Source organism: Paenibacillus sp. FSL K6-1122 (assembly GCF_037977015.1).
Taxonomy (GTDB): Bacteria; Bacillota; Bacilli; order Paenibacillales; family Paenibacillaceae; genus Paenibacillus; species Paenibacillus amylolyticus.
Map to the genome: position 1 here is coordinate 1,111,512 of NZ_CP150272.1, position 16,940 is coordinate 1,128,451.

General features: G+C 45.3%; 14 protein-coding genes. 8 read left to right on the plus strand and 6 right to left on the minus strand.

What is annotated here, in order from left to right; translation table 11 throughout:
* Window positions 1-7: 7 nt before the first annotated feature.
* Together NSQ20_RS04935 and NSQ20_RS04940 are read left to right on the plus strand one after the other, a co-directional pair.
* The gene (locus NSQ20_RS04935) at window positions 8-340 is read left to right on the plus strand and encodes a hypothetical protein (RefSeq protein ID WP_051446963.1); all 333 of its coding nucleotides are present in this window, start codon (window positions 8-10) and stop codon (window positions 338-340) included.
* Between the two features lie 245 nt (window positions 341-585).
* Window positions 586-2,340: a methyl-accepting chemotaxis protein gene (locus NSQ20_RS04940; RefSeq protein WP_340031986.1), complete on the plus strand. Its 1,755-nt coding sequence runs from the start codon at window positions 586-588 to the stop codon at window positions 2,338-2,340.
* A 114-nt stretch (window positions 2,341-2,454) separates the two neighbouring features.
* On the opposite strand, the gene NSQ20_RS04945 is transcribed toward NSQ20_RS04940, so the two are convergent.
* On the minus strand, window positions 2,455-3,366 hold the full coding sequence (locus NSQ20_RS04945; RefSeq protein ID WP_340019325.1) for a LysR family transcriptional regulator: 912 nt from the start codon (window positions 3,364-3,366) through the stop codon (window positions 2,455-2,457).
* Between the two features lie 116 nt (window positions 3,367-3,482).
* On the opposite strand from NSQ20_RS04945, the gene NSQ20_RS04950 reads away from it, so the two are divergent.
* A complete protein-coding gene (locus NSQ20_RS04950) occupies window positions 3,483-4,526 on the plus strand; it encodes a 2,3-butanediol dehydrogenase (protein ID WP_076253459.1) in 1,044 nt (347 codons plus the stop codon).
* 323 nt (window positions 4,527-4,849) lie between these two features.
* On the opposite strand, the gene NSQ20_RS04955 is transcribed toward NSQ20_RS04950, so the two are convergent.
* Complete coding sequence (locus tag NSQ20_RS04955) at window positions 4,850-5,362, minus strand: GNAT family N-acetyltransferase (protein WP_340031987.1); 513 nt, start codon at window positions 5,360-5,362, stop codon at window positions 4,850-4,852.
* Window positions 5,363-5,491: 129 nt separating this feature from the next.
* Complete coding sequence (locus tag NSQ20_RS04960) at window positions 5,492-6,256, minus strand: AraC family transcriptional regulator (protein WP_133386495.1); 765 nt, start codon at window positions 6,254-6,256, stop codon at window positions 5,492-5,494.
* 182 nt (window positions 6,257-6,438) lie between these two features.
* Here NSQ20_RS04960 and NSQ20_RS04965 point away from each other — a divergent pair, with 182 nt between their 5' ends.
* The 4 genes from NSQ20_RS04965 to NSQ20_RS04980 all read left to right on the plus strand — a co-directional run bounded on the left by NSQ20_RS04965 (window position 6,439) and on the right by NSQ20_RS04980 (window position 13,127).
* The gene (locus NSQ20_RS04965; protein ID WP_340031988.1) at window positions 6,439-8,760 is read left to right on the plus strand and encodes a beta-L-arabinofuranosidase domain-containing protein; all 2,322 of its coding nucleotides are present in this window, start codon (window positions 6,439-6,441) and stop codon (window positions 8,758-8,760) included.
* 775 nt (window positions 8,761-9,535) lie between these two features.
* Window positions 9,536-10,267, plus strand: coding sequence for a hypothetical protein (locus NSQ20_RS04970; RefSeq protein ID WP_338707846.1), 732 nt, complete (start codon window positions 9,536-9,538; stop codon window positions 10,265-10,267).
* A 12-nt stretch (window positions 10,268-10,279) separates the two neighbouring features.
* Entirely contained in the window at window positions 10,280-11,968 is a 1,689-nt protein-coding gene (locus NSQ20_RS04975; RefSeq protein ID WP_100527685.1) for a VWA domain-containing protein, read from the plus strand.
* A 19-nt stretch (window positions 11,969-11,987) separates the two neighbouring features.
* Window positions 11,988-13,127, plus strand: a complete 1,140-nt coding sequence (locus NSQ20_RS04980; RefSeq protein ID WP_047841746.1) for a toxic anion resistance protein — start codon at window positions 11,988-11,990, stop codon at window positions 13,125-13,127.
* Window positions 13,128-13,248: 121 nt separating this feature from the next.
* On the opposite strand, the gene NSQ20_RS04985 is transcribed toward NSQ20_RS04980, so the two are convergent.
* Complete coding sequence (locus tag NSQ20_RS04985; protein ID WP_101314634.1) at window positions 13,249-13,788, minus strand: hypothetical protein; 540 nt, start codon at window positions 13,786-13,788, stop codon at window positions 13,249-13,251.
* 157 nt (window positions 13,789-13,945) lie between these two features.
* Window positions 13,946-14,539: a TetR/AcrR family transcriptional regulator gene (locus NSQ20_RS04990; protein WP_076253452.1), complete on the minus strand. Its 594-nt coding sequence runs from the start codon at window positions 14,537-14,539 to the stop codon at window positions 13,946-13,948.
* A 192-nt stretch (window positions 14,540-14,731) separates the two neighbouring features.
* Between NSQ20_RS04990 and NSQ20_RS04995 the strand changes: the two genes are divergently transcribed.
* Window positions 14,732-15,490 (plus strand): SDR family oxidoreductase, encoded by a 759-nt coding sequence (locus NSQ20_RS04995; RefSeq protein ID WP_062837478.1) that lies wholly within the window; start codon window positions 14,732-14,734, stop codon window positions 15,488-15,490.
* Window positions 15,491-15,670: 180 nt separating this feature from the next.
* Here NSQ20_RS04995 and NSQ20_RS05000 read toward each other — a convergent pair whose 3' ends face one another.
* Window positions 15,671-16,705, minus strand: coding sequence for a LacI family DNA-binding transcriptional regulator (locus NSQ20_RS05000; RefSeq protein WP_036672606.1), 1,035 nt, complete (start codon window positions 16,703-16,705; stop codon window positions 15,671-15,673).
* Between the last annotated feature and the right edge of the window lie 235 nt (window positions 16,706-16,940).

Sequence of the window (16,940 nt, forward strand, 5' to 3'; positions counted from 1 at the left end):
TAGAAATATGAATTTAATAAAGAAAATTGAAGAAGGACAATGTTCGATTGATGAGTTGCAACTTTTATTAAATGAAGCAAATCCAATAGTTTTGTATCATGTAATGACTTATATAGGCAAAGAAAAATTGGCGTCAACTGCTATAAATGAAAAGCTGGAGGAACTTACATCCAGAAGAGGAGCATCAGATAAGTTAATAGGTTATTATAAAGTTGGAGATTTAGCCATAGCTACACTCATCAAATTGGACAAAAAAACAGATGAAATAGCTATTTTTAAATCAATGGATGATTTTGATAAAAAAATGATATTTAACTTGATTGAAGAGTTAGAATGGTAACTCAAGTTACAGAATAAAAATAATTATCAATCTTTGAACATACTCTAATGCTTGCATTGGAGTTTTTTTGTTCCAATGAACAAAGCTACCACGGCCATGATAGCGTTTTTATGTAAACCCAATATTTTCTTGCCTAATTCGACATATTCGTTTACTATTTTCCCATACATAGTGCTTCAAGCATGCGTTTTTTGGGTAGCGCCTAGTCAAAAAGGCTTGGGTTCACGGGAGAGGAAGAGGAGCGGATGATTGGTTTTTTTAGAAAACGTTTGGTTGTGCGCATTGTTGCAGTAGTCACACTGGTCATTACGATTATAGCCGTTGGAAGCATGCTGTTACAGGTGGCCAATATGAAACTAGCTGCGCAGGAGGCCATTTCGAGTTACAACATCCAGATTGCTCAGAGTTATGTGAATCAGCTGGATACAGCATCTTATGCCGAGTTTGCCAAGGACCCCAAGGAGAATGACGAATTCTTGAAGATTCGTGATGAACTGGATGACTTTCGCGTAAGCATTGGTGCAATGTATGTGTATTTCGTCAAAATAGATGACAAAGGTACGCCACTTATTATGGTGGATGGTATGAAGGATGCAGATAAAGCCTCACCGATTAATGAAGTTACGGATGTCCCTCAGGAGGCTGTGCAGAAGCTGTTACAGGGGCAAACAGCCAGTTCTTCGATTATTAACAATGAGGAGTACGGCGACTATATTTCCTCTTACGCTCCCATGCTGGATAGTAACGGTGCTGTAACAGGTGTAATTGGGATCGATACGGCGGTATCGGTGATCGGAAGCATTGAGTCAGATATATTGAAATCGAGTATTCCCTTCTATGCCTTATTGCTACTTATTACACTTATAGGCGTTGCTGTTGTCACGTGGTTTATCGTAAGAGGACTGCGGCCACTTCAACCGCTGAAGGCGAGTGTGGAAAAAATGGCACAGGGTGAGCTTGCAGAAGCGAACCAAATTTTGACGTCGTATCGTTTGCGCAGCCAAGATGAGATTGGAACAACATATCAAGCGATGATACATATGTCCGGTAACTTGAATAAGATTGTGAGTGACATGGTTGAAGGCGTAGCAGTAACCACAGATATTTTATCGGAATCAACGAAGGAATTTAATCGCAGTACCGAAGAGATGCTTGAGATGGGCAAGACGGTTGATCAATCTGTCGAACAGATTAGGCAGGGTGCACATACGCAGAAGCAGGGTGCAAGCGATAGCGCGCATGCGATGGAAGAGATCGCAAAAGGCATAACGGATATATCCGAATCCTCGATGGTTGTATCGGATGCGGCATCAAGTGCGCTTTCTACGGCGGAGTCCGGTAAACAGAGCATGACACTGATGAAAACACAGATGGAGAGCATCTCAAATGTCTCAAGTGAAGTTGTAGCGATGGTTCAGGTGCTGAACAACTACTCCCAGGAAATTGGTGGTGCCCTGCACACGGTTCGTGACTTTGCGAGTCAGACGAAGCTACTTGCGCTTAATGCATCCATAGAGGCAGCACATGCAGGAGAACACGGCAAAGGTTTTGCGGTTGTGGCGGATGAAGTTCGGAAGCTTGCTGAGGCCTCAAGCACATCCATGGAACGGATCTCCGACTTGCTGCTTCGTATTCAACAAGAATCACAGCAGATTGGCTCACAGATGGGGGTTACTGCAACCGAGATTGGACAAGGTGTTACGATTACCGCAGAAGCGGAGCAAGCTTTCGCCCATGTAGTTGATGCGTTCCAACTGGTGACCCGTCGCATTCAGGAAGTCTCCGCTGCGGCAGAGGAAATCTCGGCAGGATCGGAAGAGGCTGCAGCCTCCGTCAATACGATCTCGCAGATCTCAGCCGGGGTATCGGATCATTCGGATGAAATCTATCGATTGATGCGTGAACAGTCGGCCATGTTCAACAGGGTGGCACAGACCTCCACCATGCTGGAGCAGCAGACGAATGAGATGAGTGAAGCCGTACGTAAAGTGAAAGTATAGTTTGAGTTAGATGTAGCAATAGTAACGCAAGAGATAGTCAGAAAAGTGTTCCGCTCTTGGAGAAGTTGGTGTTCATCCCAAACTTCCTTCAAAGGGTGGAGCACTTTTTTAGATTTAAACTTTTAAATGATCCAGCTCTATCGCCTGTCTGAAGCGTTGGGCAAATCGTTCTGCGGCTACGGCGGACTCCTTGGACTCCGTCTGCACGAAGCCAATCTGCATTTTCGGTTGATCGATTCCAGCGATCTCTACCATCTTCACCAGACCTTCTTTCCATAAGGGATTTTGGTGAAAGGAAAAGTCGTGACCAATCGTGGCGGCAATATCGTTTCTTAACACCATGTTGATGGCTTCTGAATTATTCGTTTTAAACAGAATGGACAGAGGTCCATGATCATAGGTGAATTCCTTGATGAAGTCTTCGATGAAACCATCTCGATACAGTGCCAGCTTGTGTTCTTTTAATTGATCCGGTGTAACGCGGCTGTGCTTGGCAAGTTCAGACAGGTGATGAGTACCAACTACCAGCTTGCCCGAATACATTGGACTGAAGTGAAGTCCATCGAATTCCCGCAATTGTTTCGCATAGATCGCGATAAAGCCCAGATGGGTTTTGTTATTGCGAATATCTTCGATAATTTCCATGGACCCTTTCTCTTCAATGGAAATGTTAAGTTGTGGGTGCTCACGCTTCATATCTGCAGCAGACTGGACAAGATAGGGCATGACACTTGGAAAAGTAGCCACATGAAGCTCTCCGCTAAGAGAGGAGGCTTCGGCGTTCAGGGATTTCAATTCATCAATCCGCTGTAAAATATCCAGTGCCTTGGCAATGAATTGTTTGCCTTCGGGAGTGGGATGAGTTCCCTGCCGCGAGCGTTCGAATAGGATGATACCCAATTCTTTCTCCAGACGATGAACCGATTGGCTGATCGCCGATTGTGTGACATGTAGATGTTCCGAGGCGGCGGAGAATGACTGCGTTTTCGCAATTTCAACGACATATTCGAGCTGTTCCAGATTCATGATTTCATCTCCGTTTAGCATTAATACAACTAATGTTAACATTAGTATCTATAAATATGAATAATACATGAACAGCGATATAATATATAGACAATCATACAAAGGGGATGAACTTCATGAAAGCAGCAGTATGGTACGGCCATAAAGACGTGCGTGTGGAAGAGCGGGAGGTTCCGGTTGCTCAAGCGGGTCAAGTCAAAATCAAAGTGGAATATGCAGGGATCTGCGGCAGTGACTTGCATGCCTATCATCATGGTGTAGGAATTCAAGAAGGCGAGAATCATCCGCTCTCAGGACAGAAAGCACCGTTGACATTGGGTCATGAATTTGCAGGAACCGTAAGTGAATTGGGAAGTAATGTAAGCGGTATCAGTGTAGGGGATCGAGTTGTGGTAGAGCCGTTGTACCATTGCGGAAAATGTGAGTACTGTATTCAGGGACGTTACAACCAGTGTACTCAATTTGGATTCGTTGGACTGAATGGTGATGGTGGTTTTGCGGAGTATGTTGTTGTTGAAGCATACATGGTTCATCCCATACCGGATAACGTATCTTTCGAAGAAGGTGCGCTCGTAGAGCCTACGGCAGTAGCCTTTCACGCGGTTCGTCACAGCAAGTTGAAAGTGGGGAACAAAGTAGCCGTATATGGAGCAGGTCCAATTGGATTATTGACCATTCTGTCTGCCAAAGCAGCAGGAGCCTCTGAAATCTATGCAGTCGATGTATTTGAGGAACGTCTGGACCTGGCAGCCAAACTGGGAGCCATTCCGGTGAACAGTGCCAAAGTCAATGCAACAGAGGTGATCTTGCAACAATCGGGCGGTATTGATGTGGCTTATGAAGCAGCAGGTGTACAACCAACGATGGATAGCGCCATTGCGGTTGTCAAAAAAGGCGGAGAAGTTGTTGTCATCGCAGCGATTCCAAATCCGCTTCAAGTGAACTTCTTCGATCTTCTGGTCAAAGAAGCGAATCTAACGGCAACGCTGGCATATCGCCACATTTTCCCTGAAGTGATTTCACTAATTGCTGAAGGGTCGCTCGATGTGAAACAGGTCATCACCAAGAAAATTAAACTGGACGACATCGTTCAGGAAGGGCTTGAGCTGTTAATGAGCGACAAGAGCCATGCGAAGATTTTGGTGGAGATTGGCGGTTAAAAAATCAATAGCGATGTATTATTTCAAATGTTATATAAGTTGAACTAAAATTTATTTACACTGACACTACGATGACAGAATAACCTTCCAATCGCTGTTATCCCCAGATTTTTTTCCATTCCCTTTTCTCGAGGGGAAATCCGGGGATAAAGGCGAACGCTTCGCTTTTTCAGGTTTTTTCTGTCCTCTCCGTTATCGTGTAAATGATTAGTGCAACTTATATAGTTGACATTTATAAACGTAAAACAGACCGTCATGAAGATGATCGGTCTTTTTTACACTTCATTCTCTGTTCGCAGATCCCGTGTTGCTGTTACCCTCCACTAGGAATCATAACGGTAACAGATCGCCTTGCCCCCGTCACTCTCGGAGCTGAATTCCTTATCCTCTGTAAATCCAAAACGCTCATATAAACGGATGGCATTAACCATCTGACCGCCCGTATATAAGTACACCGTATTTTTGCCCATCTCTTTGGCAGAATCTACGCATTGCTGGAGCAATACTCTGGCAATCCCGTGACCTCTCCATTTTGGATCAACACCCAGCAGCCGAATAAACGGATAATCGATTGGCAATTCAAAGTTTGGATAAGCGTTGCGTGCTGTTTCGAATAATTGGACTGTACCGACAATCTGATCATCAATCTTCGCGATCCATAATTGCGTCAGGTAAGGATTAACCACAGACTCTCGAATATCTTTTAGGTAGGCTTCCCAGCGTTCATTTTGTTCAAAAGTCTCCCGATACTCGGCATAACTTGCAACAAGGATATCTACAATCTCTGGATGGTCTGCTTCTGTGGCAGGGTGAATCGTAACGGCAGCCGTTGTCATCTTATAATTCCTCTTCTCTTATGGGTTAAGTATGGAATATAGTTTTCTTGCATTTTACCATAACGGATTCAATCCGATTCATTCAAATTTTCTATAGGTAACTCAGTCATTTCTATAGATCATAGCGCATCAGCGATTGAGCTGTGTGGAATACAGATGATTGCGATATTCGGTTGGCGTATTGCCTTCGTATTGCTTGAACATGCGCAGGAATAGCTTGTAGTCGGAGAAGCCGCACTGTCCGGCGATTTCTTTTACACTGGCATTGGTGTTGAGCAGCAATTGTTTTGCCCGGCGAATACGTTCTGTGAGAATATAGGTTTTGAGTCCAGTACCTTTCTCGCGTTTCACCATTTTGGAGATATAGTCTTTGTTAAAATTAAAATTTTCCGCAATCTGACTCACCGTGATGTTTGTATGCAGATGAATATCGACCCACTTGCAGATATGGTCCACAATCGCATTGTGCGGACGATAATCCGCCTCTATATTCCGCTCCAGTTCTCTGAACAACAATAACAAAGCAGCGTTGGCTTCCTCCGGTGAGAAGGATGACACATGCAGCAACTGCTTGAATAACTGATTGGCCATGGAAGGTACCTGAATGGTGGCGTGTGTCCTAAACTGGTTGAATTCTGCCGACATGGCATCATAGTGAACCCAGTAGAAACTGACGGGTGTGTCGCTAATCTGGTAGCCGTAATGGGTGCGACCGGCGCGCAGAAACAACAGATCGTTGGCACGAACTACATATTGTTCCTCTTCCTCCGCGATGTACATCTCACCTTCCAGCATCAAAATGATCTCATGCACAGGCATGCTACGTCTCATGTGGCTCCAGTTGCCTTCGGATATGAACTTGCCGCACAGGTAATGTTCCAGTGGCTTTTGCATAGGACGGATTTATCCACCTTTTCTTGGATTATGAGTCTGATGTAATTGTATTTTATTTGATAGTATGGGGATATTCAAGCTATACAGTAGATTGATGAGTATTAGTCTTGTAGCTAAAAAAACGGATTTTACCCCTCAAGAATCAATGGATATCTATTACATCCCGAGAAGGAGTGAGTGTCATGATTGATACGAAAAAAGGATTTCTGGGACCGGAACATGTAGATCTGTTAAATGGTGTGTTTCAAACATCACAAGAGGTGGGGGAGCGTTACCTGTTATCGCTGGATATTGATCGATTCCTGGCTCCATGCTTCGAAGCTCATGGTTTACCTGCCCGAAAAGAGCGTTACGCGGGTTGGGAGGCACGTACCATCAGCGGACATTCCCTCGGACATTATCTGTCTGCCCTGGCTGTGACGTATCAGGCAACCGGGAATATCACGTTAAAAGAAAGACTGAATTATGCGGTCACCGAACTGGCGAGAATCCAGCAGACCACGGGAAGCGGATATATCGGTGGTTTGTCCGAAGAACCTTTCCACATGGCTTTTCGAGCAGAGAATATCGGTGGATTCAATATCGGTGAATACTGGGTTCCCTGGTACAGTGTGCACAAAATCTATCGCGGCCTGATTGACGCCTATAAACTGACTGGCAACGGACAGGCACTTGAGGTGGTTACTCGATTTGCAGACTGGGCGGTCGAAGGATTGCTCCCGATGACAGAAGAACAGATGCAGACGATGCTTCAAAGTGAACACGGGGGCATGAATGAAGTATTCGCACACTTGTATGGGATTACCGGTAAAGCCTTATATCTTGAGATCGCTAATAAGTTCACCCATCAATTGATCCTGAGACCCTTGGAGCACAAGCAGGACGATCTTCAAGGCAAACACGCCAATACGCAGATTCCCAAAGTGATCGGTGCAGCCGAAATCTACAATCAGGACCATACTCATGAGAGTTATCGGACAGCGGCAGAATTTTTCTGGGACACCACGGTGCATCATCGTTCTTATGTATTTGGTGCGACGAGTATTTCGGAGCATTACGAAGCAAAGGGTATGGAGAGTCTTGGCATCAAAACAGGAGAGAGCTGTTGTACTCACAACATGTTACATCTAACGAAGCAACTCTTTGCCTGGAATCACGATAGCGCCTACATGGACTATTATGAAAACGCCATCTATAATCACATCCTCGGCACGCAGGACCCCGATACAGGGAACAAAACATATTTTGCATCAACGCTGCAAGGCCACTACAAAATCTATGGTACTCACGATACCGCTTGGTGGTGCTGCACAGGATCAGGCATGGAGAACCCGGGCAAATATGCCGAGGCGATTTATTTTGAGGATGAACAAGACCTGTACGTCAACCTGTATATCGCTTCCCAATTGGATTGGGCGTCACAGGGATTATCCCTGAAGCTTGAAACCGACTTTCCTTATTCGGAAAAGGTAACCCTGACGATCACCGGAGGCAACGCCTCGGCTCATCTAAGATTACGTGTGCCCTCATGGCTGCAACAGCCAATGACGGCAACCGTTAATGGGGATACGGAACATCCGTATACACGGATGGAACCCGGCTATCTTTCCATCGAGCGCACATGGACAACGGGCGATGTCATCACAATCACACTGCCGATGTCACTCCGCCAGTACACTGCCCGGGATGATGCCCACAAGGTGGCATTCCTGTACGGCCCAATAGTACTCGCTGGTGCACTAGGAAACGAGGGTCTTCCGGAGGATACGATTGTGGACGAAACAGCGCTGAATCCCAAGACTGCACCTGTACCTGTGATCTGGACGGAGCAGGATGACGTACGAGAGTGGATCAAGGTTGTGGATGCAGACACGTTAACATTTGAACTTAGCAAAGATGTTACTTCCACAGGCGAAGCCGTGAAGCTCATTCCGTTCTATGATGTGCATCATGAATTTTATACCGTGTACTGGCCGTTTAACGATGAAGGGGATGCGCTGGAGAAAGAGTTGAACGATATCACGATCGACAGGGTTCAGGCTGACGGTCAGCAGGATGAGATCGGACATCAACTGGATAGCAACTGCCGTGGAGAGTACCACAACGGTTCAACCACAGATGGCCATAAGAAGTTGCATATGTGGCGAGAAGCTTTTGGCGTCAGTGGGGCTTACTTCAGTTACCAACTGGCAGTGGATCGTGAGGCAACCAATTATCTATGTGTGGCCTATTGGGGAGGAGATCATTCCACGTTTGAACGAGAAGGTACGTTATATGACAGACAATTTACTATTACTGTGGATGGAACCGTCATCGGAGAGCAGCGAATTCATATGAATAAAATTGGCGACGTGTTCTATGTGACCTACGATATTCCTGAGGCGGTTACATCAGGCAAAGATAACGTTACAGTGGTGTTCCAGGCGAAGGGCGACAATGGCTGTGCCGGGAAAGTTGTAGAGGTACGCACCACACGAAGCAAACCGGAGTCCATTTTTTCGTGAAAACAGGCATGGTGTGAAAAGGCGGTGGCCTGTCCACTGGAGGAGAGGGTTTGATAAGAAATCGACTTTCTAATTTCTAACGAACCGCACACGTCTTATATGGGCAATATTGATGAAGTGGGAAATGTAACGAATCTCAGCGATGCTATTTCATTCGAAATAGGCGATAAACAACGTCTTTTCACCTAAAACGGGAACATAACGTGTCTCAGGTTCGTTACATTTTCAGATGAGTTGAAATGCACAAAATAGCGTCACCTCAGTTCGTTAGCTGGAATACAGCATTGTGAAAATTCTTGGAAAGTACTGAGCAGCATAGAAGATACACCCCATTGTGTCACTGCGCATCAGGTCACCGGATCACTGTGGCATCAAAAACTTCACACCAAAAATGAACAACCAATGCATAAGGGACGAAAGCGGATGATCTCCGATTCGTCCTTTTTGCTTTGCTCCTTTTTCAGACAAGTCTTATATAAAAAATGACACGCATAGCTATTTTCCACGTATTACCTGATAACATTTCTTCTCCACAATCTGCTGTCTCGTAAAGCTCACTTTTTATGGATTGACCACAAAATTTCCTGCCAAGTTCCACGTTGTCCCTGAAAATATGAAATGGGATAAGCCCAAACCACGTATATTATGAGTATTCAAATATCCAATCATATCCACCTGAGAGCGTTAACATCATGTACAATAAGAATAAGTTGAACAGGAAAATAACGACACAAAGCTTCAATATATAACATGAAAGGAGGTCGGATGATTGAACATGATTAAGTACATAAAATTGTTGGGGTTGGTCCTCGGTATTGTGGCTGTGAATGTTCTCGCATTCTCACCCGGCTTTATCGGGCTGAATTTCGGGGAGGGCGCATTCACAACTGCGCTATCCGTTACCCTTCTGTTCGGCAGTGCAATGGCACTCTTATATGGAAGTTACACCTTGCTGTTCAGACAACCGGTAGTCCTGCCCGTGAAGCATATCGAAACGCATGAAGATTATGTGGAGGCACTATCTTTTTATAGACGCATCAAAGTCCTCGAAGAAGATATTACGCTGGGGCTGTCCCAACTTAGTCGAATGAAAAAGAAAAAAGAAACACTCCTGAACGTGCTTCATCAACGGTTTGATCCAGGGGAACTGAGCTACAAGAAATTTGCTTCGGTCACATTGGAAGTGGAGAAGTTGTTATACCTGAACATCCGCAGTGTACTCAACCGGTTGAATGTATTCGATGAAGCCGACTATGCCAACATGATGAAATCCAAATCCTCCACACTTCCCCAGAAGCTTTTTCAGGAAAAAACCAAGGTATACAACGATTATCTGTCTTATGTGAAGAATTCGCTCCACACCAATGAGGAAATTTTGCTCAAGCTCGATCAGTTGTTACTCGAGATTTCACGCCTCGACAGCTTTGAAGCCGGAGATATTGAACAGATGCCTTGTATGCAGGAGATTGATCAGTTAATCAAGCACACCAAATTATACAGACAGTGAGGGGTTGCTCGTATGGCCAAGAAGGGAAAGTTTTTTTTCATATCGATTGTAATGCTGGTGCTCGTATTTGGTCTGGTTTATGCAGGGATTACACTAACGTCGAACTTTGGCAAGTCGACCACACAGGTGAGCACAGAGAATGCAGGTAAGGAACTGGGAAAACTGTATGCGGACATTGCGCCAGCGACGGCGGAACCGGTCAAAGGACAGATTGATCTCGACCCGGTCGATGTGGCAGAATCACTGCCGGACATCTCCAAATTTGCGATTGCTGTAGAGAATACAACAAATGATTACGTCGAAATCTTCTCTTCCCCAGAGAAGTCGGGCAGCGGGGTAGACGGCTGGTTAACCGAAGTGGGCGAGGAGTTCAACAAAGCGAACATCACCGTTGGAGGCAAACAGGTATCGGTCAAAATCCGCAACATTGCCTCCGGAACAGCCACCGATTATATCAAGTCCGGTAAGTATATGCCGGATGCATTCACACCTTCCAACGAATTGTGGGGCGAAATGGTTGAGGCCAGTGGGGTGAAGACCGAGATGGTGTCCGAGCGATTGGTAGGGAATGTTCCGGGTATTGTCATCTCCAAAGCGAAATACGATGCACTGGTTGATACGTACGGCTCCGTTAATGTAAAAACCGTGACAGAAGCCATTGCCAACAATGAACTCGCGATGGGATATACCGATCCATTTGCCAGCTCCACAGGACTTAATTTCCTGGTGACTGCACTGAATACGTATGACAGCGCCAACCCGCTTGGCGAGAAGGCCATTGAAGGGTTCGAAAAATTCCAGACGAATGTACCGTTTACAGCATCGACAACGATTCAGATGCGGGAAGCTGCCAAGTCAGGCAGACTGGATGCCTTTGTACTCGAATATCAGACGTATGTGAATACCGCTGATCTGAAGAGTGGATACGTTTTTACACCATTTGGTGTGAGACATGATAGCCCGCTGTATGCATTGGGACAATTGCCACAGAACAAACAGGAAATCATCCAAAAGTTTGCAGAATTCGTAACTCAAGCGAAGTACCAACAATCGGCAGAAGAGTTTGGCTTCAACGGTTTGCAGGATTACAAATCCGAGCTGGCTACCGTGGATGGCGGCACGTTGTTGTCTGCACAGAAAGTATGGAAAGAGAAGAAAAACGGCAGTAAACCAATTGCCGCCGTGTTCGTGACAGACGTGTCCGGAAGCATGGACGGCGAGCCGCTTAACCGACTGAAGGAGTCTTTGCGCAAAGGTCAGAAGTACCTGGGCACCGAGAACAGTATTGGATTAGTTTCTTACTCCAGCGGCGTAACCGTGAATCTGCCGATTGCCAAGTATGATACGAACCAGCAGTCCATGTTTGTCGGAACAGTTGATAGTCTGCAAGCTGGCGGTGGTACGGCGACCTTTGACGGGATCGTGGTGGCGATGAAGATGCTGGAAGATTATATGGCTGCTGATCCAAACGTGAAGCCGCTGATCTTTGTCCTGAGTGATGGCGAGACCAACGAAGGCCATACCCTGAAGGATATTCGTGATCTGGTCGAAACGTACAAAGTGCCAATCTATACGATTGGATACAACGCGGACATCAAGGCTTTGGAGAGCATCTCCAGCATTAACGAGGCTGCAAGCATCAATGCCGATACTGACGATGTCGTGTACAAGATCGGAAACCTGTTTAACGTACAGATGTAATCAAAAGGGGGAACTGTAGATGTCATTTTCAATGGAAATACCGAGCCAGAAGGAAATTCAGAAGGTGATCGAAGAAGAGGTGAAACCCGTGCCCGCCGAGGTCGCGGAGCTTCAACAAGTGGCAAATGCCAACGTAGAGATGATCATGACACTGGATCTCGAATCCCTGGAGAAGCGCAAAGAGATTTTGCAATCCATTGACGGCTTTGGCATGAACACGATGAGATCCTCTTCTGAGAAAAACGCCTTGCTTCAAGTCTCCGTTGGACATCTGTCCAAGACAGGAGACGAGGGCGGTCAGGTCGCCAAAGGCTTGACCGAGCTGCATATGCAACTGAAGGATCTCGACCCGAGTGTGGTCGACTTTGCCAAGACCGGTTTCCTTGGGAAATTGTTCAATCCGCTTCGCGCCTATTTCCTGAAATACCAGAAGGCTGACGCAGTCATCGCTGACATCGTAACCTCTTTGGATAAAGGCAGATCCACCCTGCGTAACGATAATACAACGCTGGAGATCGAACAACAGAACCTGCGAGAACTCACAAAGCGATTGCAAAAGGAAATCCAGCTTGGCATGCTCATGGATGAGTCCATCGACGCGCAGATTGAAGCCGCCAAGGTCCGTAATGAAGACCCTGAGAAAGTCCGATTTATTACGGAAGAAGTGCTGTTTCCGCTCCGTCAGCGGGTGATGGATCTGCAGCAGATGTTAGTCGTGAACCAGCAGGGTATCATGGCGATTGAAGTAGTCATCCGCAATAATAAGGAACTGATCCGAGGCGTAGACCGTGCGAAGAATGTAACCATCTCTGCATTGAAAATTGCCGTAACTGTAGCGAGTGCTTTGTATAATCAGAAGATTGTATTGCAGAAAATTGAGTTGCTGAACCAGACGACCAATGATCTGATCGCCGGAACATCCAAGATGCTCAAGGATCAGGGGATTGCCATCCAGAAGCAGGCGTATGAAGCCAGCATCTCCGTGGATACGATGAAACAGGCGTTCACCGATGTGTTGTCAGCACTGGATTCGATCAGTCTTTATAAGCAGGAAGCTCTGCCAAGAATGCGCGAGACGATTAACCAGTTCCGTGAACTTGCGGATACCGGAGAGCAGCAGATTCAGCGGTTGGAGAAAGGGCAGAAGCTGGGGCTGTGATCAGAAGAGTGCAATAAATTTTACGTATTAGATTGTTATCATAATTCATAATTAGAAAAAGCGACCGTTCCTCATTAAATATGAGGAACGGTCGCTTTTTGGGCTTCTATGAAGATTGGTACTAACTGTCATACCCCAAGCTTCTTGCATAGGCGTATAACTGTTGTTCGCATTGATCCATTAGAACACTAGCGGTGTTTACTTTGGCATTACCCTGTTTTAGTAACGTGTAATTCACTTTGTTCTTGGATACTGCCTTTTGGTACAACAGGTACCCTTCGAGCTGAGTGTAACTTGCCTTGATAAATGTGGCGTGGATTTTCTTGATTTGCGGGTTGGCAGGCTTGATTTGTTTTGCCTTGGATACCAATTTCGTATAATTGGGGATCACCGTATTCGTAAGTTTAAGGTACATGGACTTGCGATTGGTTGAAGTTACCTGGGTGTCGATACTTTCCAAAGCGGTAAAGGCTTTGGCCTCATAAGTTTCAAGAGCAAATAACTGATTAGTGTACTCTTTAAATTCTGCATAACTCTGATCTGAATCTGAATATGTAGAGTTTACTACTTTGGCTGTATCAGCAGAAGCGGGTGGAGAAAGAAGCATCCCACCAAGCAAAACAAAACTGGTAATCAATGATATAATCCACGACTTCTTCAAATGTAATCTCATCCTCCTTTTGTTTGTATTCCATTGGATAACCTAACATATCATTACCAGAAATTACAGGAATACATTTACATAATTTTGGTGGGAAGCTTTCTTGAAATTAATCTCAATCACCCTACTAAAGGGAAGTAAGACGATTCAAAAAATCTCAGTTTTTTAACACGACATTATCCGGCTTGTAATGGATGATCTTGAACAACTCCTCGGCCATGTAGGCGGGGCTGTGCTTGAAATCTTGTCTGATCCACTCCATGATCATGCCAAATATCGCATGAGATTGGTAACTTGCCAATATTTCATGGTTGATGTGCGGAGGGAAGATATGGTTCAGATCCTGTAAGGCCAGATCCCGAAGAACATCACAGATCATGCGCTGGAAGTTGGAGGAAGCCTCAGATTTCACAACCAGTGTGTAGAATTGTGCGTGCTGGTGTACATGCTCAAATATAGTGATCGCCGAAGAGGGCATCAGATTGACTTCGAACTCTTCCTCATCCTGATAAGGTTTGCGGAAAGAAGTTACCAGATCCTGAATCACATCATCGATAATTTCGTTGAACAGGTCTTCTTTGTACTGATAATGCCTATAGAAAGTTCCTCGATTCAGGTCGGCTCGCTGCACAATATCCGTAATCGATATTTCTTTAAAGGGATGTTTTTGCATCAAATGGATGAGTGCATCCTTCAGTGCAGCTTTTGATTTTTTAATTCTTCGGTCCATCGAATTCAGAGTTTCAGACATCTATTTTCCTCCTCGCGAGTTCACTTTATTAATTAAAGTACATTCGGGCTTATAAGTGTTGTTTAACGTACAACTGGACAAGCTTTTACTGATTGAAGTGAAACGCTATGACTTATTATACTAAGGATAAGAGTTAATGAACATTTGTTTGTTAACTTATTGTAAACGAATACACAAAGGAGGATACATGGAATGAAACTTCAAGATAAAGTTGCAGTTGTTACAGGTGCTGGTTCAGGTATGGGGAAAGCAATTGCCACGTTGTATGCTCAAGAAGGCGCGAAAGTCGTCGTATCGGATATTAACGAAGAATCCGCACAAGCGGTAGTGAATGATATTAAAGCCCAGGGTGGAGAAGCGATTGTCGTTCTGGCCAATGTAGCCAAAGAAGAAGATGTGCAAAATCTGATCGATACGACGGTGAGCACATATGGTACAGTAGATATTCTGATTAACAATGCGGGCATTATGGATGGCATGGAGCCGGCAGCAGATATAACGGATGAGAAGTGGGAGAGATTGTTTGCTGTGAACACAACCAGTGTGATGCGGACAACACGTAAAGTATTGCCGATCTTCCTGGAAAAACAAAAAGGTGTTATCGTGAACATTGCTTCGGCAGGGGGCCTACACGGCGGACGGGCAGGGGCAGCCTATACAGCTTCCAAACATGCGGTCGTAGGCTTTACCAAAAATACAGGGTATATGTATGCTGAGCAAGGCATTCGCTGTAATGCGATCGCTCCAGGCGCTGTGGCAACCAATATCAGCACATCCATGGCAGGTATTAGCCATTTCGGTGCAGGGCGTCAACAGCTTGGGATGGCAATCAACCCACGCATCGGGACGAGCGAAGAGATCGCCAAAGTGGCTTTGTTCCTTGGATCTGACGAGTCCAGCTTCGTGAACGGAACTGTCGTTACAGCTGATGCAGGCTGGAGCTCTTATTAATCCATTGAAGTGCAGCCAAGCATGGAGTACGGAAATAGTGTGTGAATTAAGGAAGCCGCATGAGTATATGCGGCTTCTTTTTTTGCACCTATGCACCTATGCAACTACGTACGGTGGATAACAGCATAATATTCCGTGTAGGACAAACGTTTGCATTACTACACGGATACCCGAAATGAATCAATCTGAGGGTGGCCTTGGTTTGGAAAAGAGTGAGGATTCACGCACGATCAGACGATGGGGGATAATGACCGGATTATGAAGCTGTGGTTCCCCACTAAGAATTTTTAACAATACCTGAACGGCTGTATAACCAAGCTGATAAGTCCCAATGTCGATAGAGCTTAGGGGTGGAGAAGCCAGTTCCGATAATGCAATATTGTTAAAACTGACCACACTGATATCTTCAGGCACCAGATAATGAAGCTCGGCAAGAGCTCTCAATACCCCAAAGGCCACATTGTCATCGATGACAACAATTGCGGTGGGTCTGTCCGGCAAGGACATGAACAGCGACATCGCTCTGAATCCACTTTCCTGCAGAAATTCGCCTTCCACAATCCAATCACTATCCGCATCCAGCCCGGCTTGTGCAAGCGCTTTTTGGTATCCTAACATACGATCATGCGATAACGTAATGTCCGGAGGACCGCTGACAAATCCGATTCGCGTATGTCCTTGGGCGATCAGATGATGAGTCGCATCATAAGCAGTCTGCACATTATCGTTATCCACCATGGGTGCATTTGGATGAGCTTCACTGCGACCGATTAACACAAAAGGAAACTTTTCCGCTTCCAAAAAAGAAATGATGGGATCGTCTCGCTTGGACCCAAGCAACAGAATGCCATCCACCCTTCGGCCATGCACAAGGCGGGATATCGCATGCAATTCATTGTCTGATGATGTTTCGGTTGTTAGCAGCAATTCATAATTCATACGGGTGGCATGTGTAATAATACCTCGCAGCAGTTCCCCGAAAAAGTAATTCTGAAACAACTCTTCTGCAGGACGCGGAAGCATAATCCCAAGGGTATGTGTTGTTTTGGAAACCAGGCTCTTCGCGATGATGTTGGGATGGTAGTTTAATTCTTTCATGATTTGCTTCACTTTGAGAGACGTCTTGGTGCTGATTCTGGGATGGTTGGAAATCACCCGTGACACTGTAGAAGGGGAAACACCCGCCAATTTGGCAATATCCTTGATCGTAATCATGTAAAAAAATCCCTTCTGAACAATCGTATAAATATTCTCCTATGGTAATCCAAAGGATACGAGAAATCAATTGCTAACTGCCGAGTAAGGGATGCACGTGAAGTGAAATTAAGGAAGAAAGAGTCAGAACAAGGAAACAGGAAATTACTGTAGGTAGAAGAAGGAAATTGGTTAAAATTGAGCAAATATGGCTTGTGCAAACGTTTGTGCAGATGAAGAACGTTATTGTATGATG